Consider the following 9,786-nt stretch of genomic DNA (forward strand, 5'->3'; position numbering starts at 1 on the left):
TCTATAGCTACCGCCAGTCTTGTTAGGACAAAATTACAGCGCTTTGCGCTCAAACCCAAACCAAGGAAATTTTTGAAAGCGTTGCGAAGCAACGCTTTCAAAAATTTCCTTGTGGTTCGTTTGATCGATAATTGCTGTAAAACCCAAGATCGTGTTGCCGCGAGGAGCGCGGCAACACGATCTTGGGTTTTATGTCCTGATACAGTTGGCGGTAGTTATAGATTTGAAGTTTATAGCTATAGCAGTCCTACATCATTTGGAGATTTTGGGGTTTGTGGAAGTGCCTCTCTTTTGGGGGGAACTTCCACAAACCATTTAGGATTGCTATATACTTTTCCGCTAGGCGAACCGATCGCGATCGCCAGCCGCTCGTGCCACGATGTCACCATCCGCATATCCCGAAATATCTCGAACCATTCATGCAAGGCAATAACAATGGGATTATAGGAGAGAACTGGTTTGGTTAAACCATAGATAGGTGGATTAGTCAGTTTCTCTTCAGCAAATGTACCGAATAAACGATCCCACAGGATCAAAACTCCCCCATAATTGCGATCGATATAGCCATGATTAGAAGCGTGATGTACGCGATGATGGGAAGGAGTATTCAACATCCATTCTAAAACGCCCAGTTTCGGTAAATATTCGCTGTGAATCCAGAATTGGTAAAACAGATTGAACGATAGCCCTATTCCTACAGCGATCGGATGAAACCCCAACCAAACTGGCGGCAAGAAGAATAGAAAATTCCCCGATAGCCAGCCCGTCCATCCCAAGCGATAGGCCGATGAAAGATTGAGATGGTTGACTGAATGATGAACGGCATGGCTCGCCCAAATCCAACGAATGCGGTGAGAAGCTCGATGCTGCCAGTAATAAAAAAATTCGATCGCGAAAAACAACAGCAAAACTCCCCACCAAGTATCAAGAGGTATCGTCATCAATCGATGTTCCCAAGTCCACATTGACAACCCAACGAGCAATATCTTCGACAACATTCCAGAGAAAATATAGCCCATAAATACGCCAACCGTAGCAAGGCTCTCTCGCCAAGCATAGTATCGTTGTAATTTGTGATGCCAGCTTAGATAAGCCAATTCGAGAGCGATCGCGAAGGCAACAATCGGAAAAAAATCGAGAATGAGTAGTTTCTGCATGGTTCAAATGATTGCAAACTAAACCCAGTAAGGGCTTTGACAACACAAAATGGCATAGCCATTTTATGTTTTGTATTAGTAGCGACGGGTAAAGGTTTTGGAAGTAGTCGGCGTAGTTACCGTAGTGGAACCATTTTGAGTACTGGTAGAATAGGTATTACCATTAACCGTAGTTGTATTTTGACCGCTATAGCCAGTGCTAGAGTTGTAACTGGAAGTTCCCGAAGTCTCCCCTGAATAGGTATTACCATTGCGGGTAGTCACCGAACCACTACCTTGATAGTTAGCAGTTCCATTTCCATTAGTGGTAACTGTACCCGTACCATTGGCAGTCCCACCATTAACTCCCGTCACACTACCAGTTCCAGTTCCCGTATATCCCCCACCCCGATTGGGTATAACCGTAGCATTTCCAGTAGCCGTAGCACCTCTAGCTCCAGTAACCGTTTTGGCACTGACAGGAGAAGACAATCCCGCGATCGCTAATCCCAATGCTAAGGTAAAACTTATCGCTAAATTCCGCATAACACAATTTCTCTCTTGACTCGATGTCTTACAATCTAAAGCACAGACTATAGTTGAGGCTAGTGATGTTTGTCCCGATTGTCGCAGGACAAATGTCCTGATTACAGACAGAAGTCAAATCTTGCTGACCAAGATCAATTATCATTACTGGTATTATGGATATAAGGCTAAAGTCGCGATCGCCTTTATTAAAACTTCTCTTAACCCTAGAAGGCATTCTCCTAGGACTAGTCGCCGTTACGCAAGTTCTCATTGGCAATAAATTCAACTCAAATGTTGATATTCTGGTCAACGAAATTGGCTTGCTGATATTTGCTTTACTGGGACTAGCCTTCCCCCTTTCTCTATCCCACAAGATCTTTTATACCTTGATCGAATTCGCTCTCATTTTGGGACTGACTCTCAAGGGTAATATTTCCCTATTTCAATTGCTCTTTATTGTATTAGTCATTCGGAATTGCGTCATATTTGAAGGGCGATCGCGTTCTATAGTGACGGGCTTTGCCTTCCTATCAGTACTCATCTGTGTGGGCGATCGCATGAGAAGTCAAAGCTTAATCGTGCAAGTTAACGCCGACCGCGCTTTTTTATATTGGTTGGGCTTTGTGATCATGCTGGGATTAGTGATTCTATTTTTACAACTATTAGTGGAATCCGCTTTGTCGGAACATAAAAGTCGGAAAGAACTATTAGTCGCCAATGCTCGATTGAGATCCTATGCCAATCAAATTGAAGAACTTGCCACCGTTCAGGAACGCAATCGCATCGCCCGCGAAATCCACGACTCCCTAGGACATTCGCTTACGGGATTTAATTTAAATCTCGCCGCCGCTTTGCAATTATTGCAATCCGATCCTGAAGAGGCAAAACAACTTTTACTAGAAGCAAAACAACTTGGCTCAACTGCCTTAAAAGACGTGCGTCAATCTGTCACAGCCCTACGTTGCGATCCCTTAGAAGGTCGATCTCTGAGTATGGCTATTCATTCCTTGACGGCTGAATTTTGGCGATCGACAGGCATCGAGATAGAACTCAGACTCGATCGTCTCTTTGAGAGCGATCGCCAAATTTCCCATCCCATTTCGCATCAACTTAAGACAATTATTTATCGCATCATCCAAGAATCACTGACAAATATCAGCAAGCATTCGGAAGCAAATTTTGTCAAAATCTCCTGCTACTTAAAACCTCAATGCTGGGAATTAATTATCGAAGACAATGGCAAAGGTTTCGATCCCCATCAAAACATTTCAGGCTTTGGGCTACAGGGAATGCGCGAACGCGTAATGGCAGTGTCTGGCAACTTAGAAATAGAGACAGCATTAGGTAGGGGCTGTAAAATCATTGGTAAATTCAAACTAGACTGCGAATAATCGATCGTGACCTCCTATGATTCAGATTCTCTTAATTGACGATCAAGATTTAATTCGACGGGGGATGAAAGCTCTGCTCAAGTCCGATCCTGAATTGCAGGTAATCGGTGAAGGGAAAAATGGGCTAGAAGCGATCGTTCTAGTGGAAACCTTACAACCCGATATCGTACTGATGGATGTGCGAATGCCTGAGATGGATGGGGTAGCGGCAACAAGAGAAATCGCTCAGATGTTTCCCCAGATTAAAGTATTGATCATGACTACCTTTGATGATCGCGAATACATCACCCAAGCGCTCCGATTTGGCGCATCGGGATATTTGCTCAAAGACACTCCCTATGAAGAACTAACCCAAGCAATTCGTTTGGTATATAAGGGCTATACACAGCTTTCCCCAGGATTAGCTAATAAACTACTCGCGCCCGATCCCCCGCCCGCTAATTCCCAAGTTACTCCTGATTTCGCAAAATTAACCCCAAGAGAACAGGAAATTTTACAGCTAATCGCCAAGGGCGCGAATAATCGTGAAATCGCCATTGCCCTATTTATTTCCGAAAAGACAGTAAGAAATAATATCACCAATATATTTAGTCAATTAGGATTGCGCGATCGTACTCAAGCGGCAATCTGGATGAAGAGTCAATGCTTTTGAACGCATGAGGTAACAATATTTTGAATTCCAGATGGAATGGACTTTTGCTGGTTCATCTCCGCATCGAACTTTCTGAATTCACCATAGGTATAGGCTTTTTGAATTTCTGTAATGGAACAAGCACAAAAACTTTCAGCCGCCTTAATATCTAATTTCTTTGTAGCACTACCGACACAACCCTGAGTAAAGGCTTTTATATCCCTTTCAGGATAAACATGACTCGACTCTTGCTGGAGGTAAGAGCTCACGCGTCCAACCAATCCGAGCAGAAATAATATTAAACTCGCCACAATCACCCATCGACTCAGGATTGCCTGACGATAAGGAATCCGTCCGCCTTTAATCCAGTAGTAAATAGTACCAATAACTAGCATCAGGATGAGCGGAGTTACTAACATCCCAACTAGGTAGCCAATTTGATAAGGAGTCATATCTAATAATTATAGTAAGTATAGCTGCCATCACTGGACATAGGACAAATCAAACTCCAAGAATTGACTGGCGGTGCTTTACACCGCCAGTCAATTCTTGGAGTTTACAGCAATTATCGATCGAACGAACCACAAGGAAATTTTTGAAAGCGTTGCTTTGCAACGCTTTCAAAAATTTCCTTGGCTTGGGTTTGAGCGTAAAGCGCTGTATGTCCTAGTACACTTGGCGACTGCTATGAATAAACTAAATAAACAGTACAGACTTTTAAACTAAAAAGATGAGTGGCGATGCTTAGCACCGCCACTCATCTTTTTGGGAGCTATTTAATTGAGGCAACTTTACCAACGTAGCAAGTTAAACTGCTCCATATCGACAGTATCGCGACTGCGATAAATTGATAAGACGATCGCTAGTCCCACGGCAGCTTCGGCAGCAGCGATCGAAATAACAAAGATCGTAAAGACTTGACCCCGAATACTCGCAGAATCGAGAAAGTTAGAGAAAGCCATCAAGTTAAGATTGACAGCATTTAACATCAACTCCACCGACATTAATACACGCACGGCATTACGACTGGTAATTAATCCATAGATGCCAATACAAAATAAGGCGGCAGCAATAATCAAAAAGGGTTCTAAAGACATATCTGTTTACTATTAATTTCAATTACTAATAGACCGATCGCTACCATCGGTAGCGACGATCGATCTATTTAGAAGCGACAAGTTGCTCTTTAGGCTTTTCCAGTAACTCAAGCGATTCTTCATCAACTTGACCCACTTTTACCACATCGGGGACTAGCTCACGACGAGCCAAAACGATCGCCCCAATTAATGCGACTAATAGCAAGACCGAGGCTAATTCAAAGGGAAGCAGATAATCGCTAAAGAAATGCTGACCAATGACAACCATTGTGGAAGGCAGTTTGGCAATACTAGGAGCGATCGCCCAATTTGTCGAAGTTACCGTCACTCCCAATAGTGCAAATAGCCCCAAACAAACAACCCCTGTCACTACACTACGTAAAGCGCCGTACTTAACATCTTGGTAATCTTGACGCTTATTAACCAGCATGATCGCAAAAAGGATCAAAATATTTACCGCGCCAACATAGATCAAAACTTGAGCCGCAGCGACAAAATCAGCATTCAGGAGTAGATACAAGCCCGCCACACTAATAAAACATGCACCGAGCAAAAAGGCTGCATAGACTATGTTTTGTAACAGAACTACGCCCGTTGCTGAAGCTATTAGCATTCCTGTTAAGACAACTAGGGATACGGTTTGCGAACCATCACCTAGACCGATATTACTCATTAAAATCTCCTTCAATAGTCTTACCTAGAGTCAAGATAAACGCTGCTTAGCCACATTTACCTTGATGTTGTACCTTGATGTCGTACCTTGATGTTTTGCTGTGATTTTTATTTTTTCTCAGCAGTAGCTTCGGCAATTTCTTCAGGACGTAGCCCCGCACGCTTAGCCGTATGAGGAACCTCATGCCCTTCCATCACACCCTTAGGTAAGTAAGCCAATTCGCGAATTGGAGTTACCAAAGGATCTTCAGTAACTTTGGTTGGCATCCGACCGAGAGCAACACTATCAAAGTTCAATTCATGGCGATCGAAGGTCGATAGGTCGTACTCCTCGGTCATTGATAGCGCATTAGTAGGACAGTACTCAACACAGTTACCGCAAAAAATACATACTCCAAAGTCGATACTATAACTCTTGAGTTCCTTTTTCTTCATCTCTGTGTTGAATTTCCAATCAACTACAGGCAAGTTAATCGGACATACACGCACGCAGACTTCGCAGGAAATACACTTATCAAACTCAAAGTGAATGCGTCCGCGAAAGCGCTCCGAGGGAATCAACTTTTCGTAAGGATATTGCACCGTAATCGGGCGGCGACGCATGTGGTCAAATGTTACCGACATTCCCTGTCCAATATACTTCGCTGCTTGAACGGCATCTTTGGTATATTCGCCAACTTTATTAAGAAATTTCAGCATAGTGTTAGTTTGTTTTTGTTGAAATAGTTGTTTGGGTTAGGCTAAAAGCTAATGACTACCCACCAAAGGCAAAAGGAAAAGCTAACTTGAGTGCAGCGGTAATTAGTAAATTTGCCAATCCAATAGGCAACAGGAACTTCCAACCCAAATCTAGTAATTGGTCGATCCGCACGCGGGGAACTGTCCAACGCAAGAGAATTGCAAAGAAAATAAAGGCGTAGGTCTTAACTAGGGTTGCGGTTAGTCCGATAAAGGCGGCGATAACTTGCCACCAAGCGGTATTTGCCTCAATCCCTAGAGCATCACTAATTTTGTCAATCGGAAATGGTAATTCCCAACCACCCAGATAAAGGATGGAAGCGAGTAAACCAGCTAGTAACAAGTTGGCATAGGAACCGCCATAAAAGAAAGCAAATCTAATGCCTGAATATTCAGTTTGATAACCTGCAACCAGTTCTTCTTCGGCTTCTGGCAAGTCAAAGGGCAAACGTTCGCATTCAGCTAGAGCGGCGATGATGAAGATGACAAAGCCGATCGGTTGTCGCCAGATATTCCACGAGAGCATCCCATATTCCGCCTGCTGATTGACGATGTCAATGGTGCTTAAGCCGTTAGTCATCAGAGCGATCGCTAATACCGCCAGAGCTAGAGGAATTTCGTAGCTAATTGACTGTGCGGCAGCCCGTAAACCGCCAAGGAGCGAGTATTTGTTGTTAGAGGAATAACCTGCCATCAGCAAACCAATGGGAGCAACGCTAGAAATCGCAATGATAAAGAATACGCCAGTACCAATGTCAGAAATAATTAGGTTCTGACCAAAGGGGATCACTAAATAACACAAAAAGACGGATGTAAATACTAAGGCGGGACCGATCGTATAGAGTAAAGGATCGGCTTTAGCAGGAATCGTACCTTGCTTAATTAAAAGTTTGCCTACATCAGCAAGGGGGATCAAGAGACCAAAAGGACCAGCAAATTCAGGACCAATTCTTTGTTGAGCCGCAGCGGAAATTTTTCGCTCTAGCCAAGTACAAACTAATGCGCCTACGGTTACGCCCAAAACCATTACTGCCATCGGCAATAACATCCAGATGACTTTAGCGACATCGGTGGGTAGACCCAGCTCTGTCAGGATTTCAATTAAAGATCTTTGTAAATCAATTCCACCGTACATTAGCGATCTACCTCACCCATAATAATATCCACACTTCCAAGGATTGCCATAATGTCGGCGAGTTTCATGCCGCGCACTAGTTCGGGCAAGATTTGTAAATTAATAAATCCAGGTGGACGAATCTTAAACCGCCAAGGGAAGACGCTATCTTCGCCAATAATATAGACACCCAGTTCGCCTTTGGGAGCTTCAACACGAACGTAATGCTCGCCAGATGCCACCTTAAAAGTAGGCGATGGTTTTTTACTAATGAACTGATAGTCCATGGAATTCCATTCGCTCTTAGGACCTGCAAGTACTCTTTGAGCCTCGAGGTTTTCGTAGGAACCGCCAGGAATTTGCTTCAGACATTGCAAAATCATTTTTGTAGATTCGCGCATTTCGCGGACACGGACGAGGTAACGGGCTAGACAGTCACCACTGGTTTCCCATTGCACGTTCCAATCGAGTTCGTCGTAGAGTTCGTAGTGATCGACTTTACGCAGATCGAGTTTTACGCCCGAACCACGCAGCATTGGTCCCGATAAGCCCCAATTAATTGCTTCGTCACGGGTAATCGTACCTAAACCTTCAACCCGCTTGCGAAAAATGGGGTTATTGGTAATTAATTTTTCGTATTCGTCAATCACTGGGGTGAAGTAATTGCAAAAATCTTCGCATTTCTCGATCCAGCCATAGGGCAAGTCTGCGGCTACTCCCCCGATGCGAAAATAGTTATGCATCATCCTCATTCCTGTTGCTGCCTCAAACAGGTCATAGATCATTTCCCGTTCGCGGAATACGTAGAAAAATGGAGTTTGAGCACCGATATCAGCAACGAATGTGCCGAGCCACAGTAGGTGAGAGGCGATGCGGCTCAGTTCTAGCATGATCATGCGAATGTAGCTGGCTCGTCTCGGCACTGGTACGTTGGCTAGCTTTTCGGGAGCATTGACGGTGATTGCCTCGGTGAACATGGTTGCGAGATAATCCCATCGGGTCACGTAGGGCAAATATTGGATAATCGTGCGATTTTCGGCGATTTTTTCCATTGAGCGATGCAAGTAACCTAAAACAGGCTCACAATCGACTACATTTTCGCCATCTAGCGTGACGATAAGTCTGAGAACGCCGTGCATGGATGGGTGGTGAGGTCCCATATTTATGACCATGCGTTCGGCTTTGGTTTCAATCATCACCATGATTTGCGATCGCCTCTTTACTCTGTAAACTGTTGCTTTGGCTAGGGTTGCTAGTTTTGCTAGTTATTTAGGATTGGCTGAGGTAACCCCAACAAACCCTAAACGTTTGTTATTTTAAGTCACTGGTTGGGCTATTGCTTTAGCAAATGACTCTATTAATTATGTGAATTAAGTAGATATACCTTGATGCTTCTCAGTATATCGCCATGTTGAGGCTTGAATTTGTGATAAAAACTAGCAATTCGGTAATTTTAGCAATATATTATTTTATCGTAATCATAGACTTAAATCTAATATTAAGCTATTAATCATTGATTAATTACTATAATAATTCGCGCAAGCTGATCGTCCATGCGATCGCTGATTAACGTCAGTTCGGGTTAAGCTGCCGAATTTTAAAAGCCCAAAAGTAAAAGCCTTGCTAAGCAAGGTTTTTACTTTTGGGCTTGGAGAAAGGGTTTGCGTAGCAAACCCTTTCTCCAAGCCCGTTTCAAGTTAGCGGGAGACTGGGCGATCGCCTATCTGATGATTTTTTTAGAGGATTTCCTTAAAATAGATCTAAAGACGCTTTGCGGAGTAAAGATGATGACCGCTTATACAATCAATCTCGATCCGATTGTGAAACTGACTAGAGAGCAGTTTTACGAACTATGTGCGGCAAACCCCGAACTTAAACTAGAGCGCAATGCGAATGGAGAACTCGTAATTATGTCCCCCACTGGCGGCGAAACTAGCGCTTGGAATTCTGACATTAATCTCGATTTAGGGATTTGGAATCGTCAAGAGCGATTTGGTAAGGTATTTGACTCTTCTGGCGGCTTTTCTTTGCCTAGTGGTAGCGATCGCTCTCCCGATGCAGCGTGGATACCCATTGAAAAATGGAATGCCCTCACTCCTGAACAACGCAAGAAGTTTTTACCACTATGTCCAGACTTTGCGATCGAGCTTTTGTCACCAACGGATTCATGGATTAAGGGCTTATCCAAGATGCAGGAATATCAGGATAATGGTTGCCGTTTGGGGTGGCTCATCGATCCAGAAAGTAAGCGTGTGGCAATTTATCGTTTAGGTAGACCTATAGAAATTCTCGAAGCACCCGTGAGTTTGTCTGGAGAAGATGTTTTATTGGGATTTATCCTGAATTTAGAAAATATTTGGTTATCCCATTAAGTATAGCTATAGCCAAATAAGTTAAGACATAAAACCCAGAAGAGTGTTGCGCCGCAACACTCTTCTGGGTTTTGTTTTTGTCCTAACATAACTGGCTACTGCTATAA

At 43.5% G+C, this 9,786-nt stretch carries 11 protein-coding genes; 3 read left to right on the plus strand and 8 right to left on the minus strand.

Annotation, left to right across the window (positions count from 1 at the left end):
• Positions 1-236 precede the first annotated feature (236 nt).
• A complete protein-coding gene (locus AC805_RS20405) occupies positions 237-1,157 on the minus strand; it encodes a sterol desaturase family protein (RefSeq protein WP_072143701.1) in 921 nt (306 codons plus the stop codon).
• A gap of 75 nt (positions 1,158-1,232) precedes the next feature.
• The gene (locus AC805_RS20410; protein ID WP_055077108.1) at positions 1,233-1,682 is read right to left on the minus strand and encodes a hypothetical protein; all 450 of its coding nucleotides are present in this window, start codon (positions 1,680-1,682) and stop codon (positions 1,233-1,235) included.
• Positions 1,683-1,837: 155 nt separating this feature from the next.
• On the opposite strand from AC805_RS20410, the gene AC805_RS20415 reads away from it, so the two are divergent.
• Both AC805_RS20415 and AC805_RS20420 read left to right on the plus strand, forming a co-directional pair.
• Positions 1,838-3,055 carry a sensor histidine kinase gene (locus AC805_RS20415; protein ID WP_055077109.1) on the plus strand — a complete coding sequence of 406 codons (1,218 nt, stop codon included), beginning with the start codon at positions 1,838-1,840 and terminating at the stop codon, positions 3,053-3,055.
• Positions 3,056-3,071: 16 nt separating this feature from the next.
• Positions 3,072-3,707, plus strand: a complete 636-nt coding sequence (locus AC805_RS20420; RefSeq protein ID WP_055077110.1) for a response regulator transcription factor — start codon at positions 3,072-3,074, stop codon at positions 3,705-3,707.
• On the opposite strand, the gene AC805_RS20425 is transcribed toward AC805_RS20420, so the two are convergent.
• The 6 genes from AC805_RS20425 to AC805_RS20450 form a co-directional block, all read right to left on the minus strand.
• Positions 3,695-4,138 carry a hypothetical protein gene (locus tag AC805_RS20425; protein ID WP_055077111.1) on the minus strand — a complete coding sequence of 148 codons (444 nt, stop codon included), beginning with the start codon at positions 4,136-4,138 and terminating at the stop codon, positions 3,695-3,697. The two genes, AC805_RS20420 and AC805_RS20425, sit on opposite strands and share 13 nt — an antisense overlap.
• 339 nt (positions 4,139-4,477) lie before the next feature.
• The gene (nuoK, locus tag AC805_RS20430) at positions 4,478-4,783 is read right to left on the minus strand and encodes an NADH-quinone oxidoreductase subunit NuoK (RefSeq protein ID WP_009627748.1); all 306 of its coding nucleotides are present in this window, start codon (positions 4,781-4,783) and stop codon (positions 4,478-4,480) included.
• Positions 4,784-4,847: 64 nt separating this feature from the next.
• Positions 4,848-5,456, minus strand: coding sequence for an NADH-quinone oxidoreductase subunit J (locus tag AC805_RS20435; RefSeq protein ID WP_082429585.1), 609 nt, complete (start codon positions 5,454-5,456; stop codon positions 4,848-4,850).
• Between the two features lie 107 nt (positions 5,457-5,563).
• On the minus strand, positions 5,564-6,151 hold the full coding sequence (gene ndhI / locus AC805_RS20440; protein ID WP_197278798.1) for an NAD(P)H-quinone oxidoreductase subunit I: 588 nt from the start codon (positions 6,149-6,151) through the stop codon (positions 5,564-5,566).
• Positions 6,152-6,209: 58 nt separating this feature from the next.
• Positions 6,210-7,328, minus strand: coding sequence for an NADH-quinone oxidoreductase subunit NuoH (gene nuoH / locus AC805_RS20445; protein ID WP_055077113.1), 1,119 nt, complete (start codon positions 7,326-7,328; stop codon positions 6,210-6,212).
• The gene (locus tag AC805_RS20450; RefSeq protein WP_055077114.1) at positions 7,328-8,509 is read right to left on the minus strand and encodes an NAD(P)H-quinone oxidoreductase subunit H; all 1,182 of its coding nucleotides are present in this window, start codon (positions 8,507-8,509) and stop codon (positions 7,328-7,330) included. Before AC805_RS20450 ends, nuoH begins: the two co-directional genes overlap by 1 nt.
• Before the next feature lie 585 nt (positions 8,510-9,094).
• On the opposite strand from AC805_RS20450, the gene AC805_RS20455 reads away from it, so the two are divergent.
• Positions 9,095-9,679 (plus strand): Uma2 family endonuclease, encoded by a 585-nt coding sequence (locus tag AC805_RS20455; RefSeq protein WP_055077116.1) that lies wholly within the window; start codon positions 9,095-9,097, stop codon positions 9,677-9,679.
• Positions 9,680-9,786: the final 107 nt, after the last annotated feature.

The organism is Pseudanabaena sp. 'Roaring Creek', from assembly GCF_001402795.1.
GTDB lineage: Bacteria > Cyanobacteriota > Cyanobacteriia > Pseudanabaenales > Pseudanabaenaceae > Pseudanabaena.

Excerpts from the sequence above, each read along its gene's own strand:
- AC805_RS20410 (WP_055077108.1), bottom strand. The coding sequence starts at position 1,682 with ATGCGGAATTTAGCGATAAGTTTTACCTTAGCATTGGGATTAGCGATC.
- AC805_RS20450 (WP_055077114.1), bottom strand. The coding sequence starts at position 8,509 with ATGGTGATGATTGAAACCAAAGCCGAACGCATGGTCATAAATATGGGA.
- AC805_RS20425 (WP_055077111.1), bottom strand. The coding sequence starts at position 4,138 with ATGACTCCTTATCAAATTGGCTACCTAGTTGGGATGTTAGTAACTCCG.
- AC805_RS20405 (WP_072143701.1), bottom strand. The coding sequence starts at position 1,157 with ATGCAGAAACTACTCATTCTCGATTTTTTTCCGATTGTTGCCTTCGCG.
- AC805_RS20415 (WP_055077109.1), top strand. The coding sequence starts at position 1,838 with ATGGATATAAGGCTAAAGTCGCGATCGCCTTTATTAAAACTTCTCTTA.
- nuoK (WP_009627748.1), bottom strand. The coding sequence starts at position 4,783 with ATGTCTTTAGAACCCTTTTTGATTATTGCTGCCGCCTTATTTTGTATT.
- nuoH (WP_055077113.1), bottom strand. The coding sequence starts at position 7,328 with ATGTACGGTGGAATTGATTTACAAAGATCTTTAATTGAAATCCTGACA.
- AC805_RS20455 (WP_055077116.1), top strand. The coding sequence starts at position 9,095 with ATGACCGCTTATACAATCAATCTCGATCCGATTGTGAAACTGACTAGA.
- AC805_RS20435 (WP_082429585.1), bottom strand. The coding sequence starts at position 5,456 with ATGAGTAATATCGGTCTAGGTGATGGTTCGCAAACCGTATCCCTAGTT.
- AC805_RS20420 (WP_055077110.1), top strand. The coding sequence starts at position 3,072 with ATGATTCAGATTCTCTTAATTGACGATCAAGATTTAATTCGACGGGGG.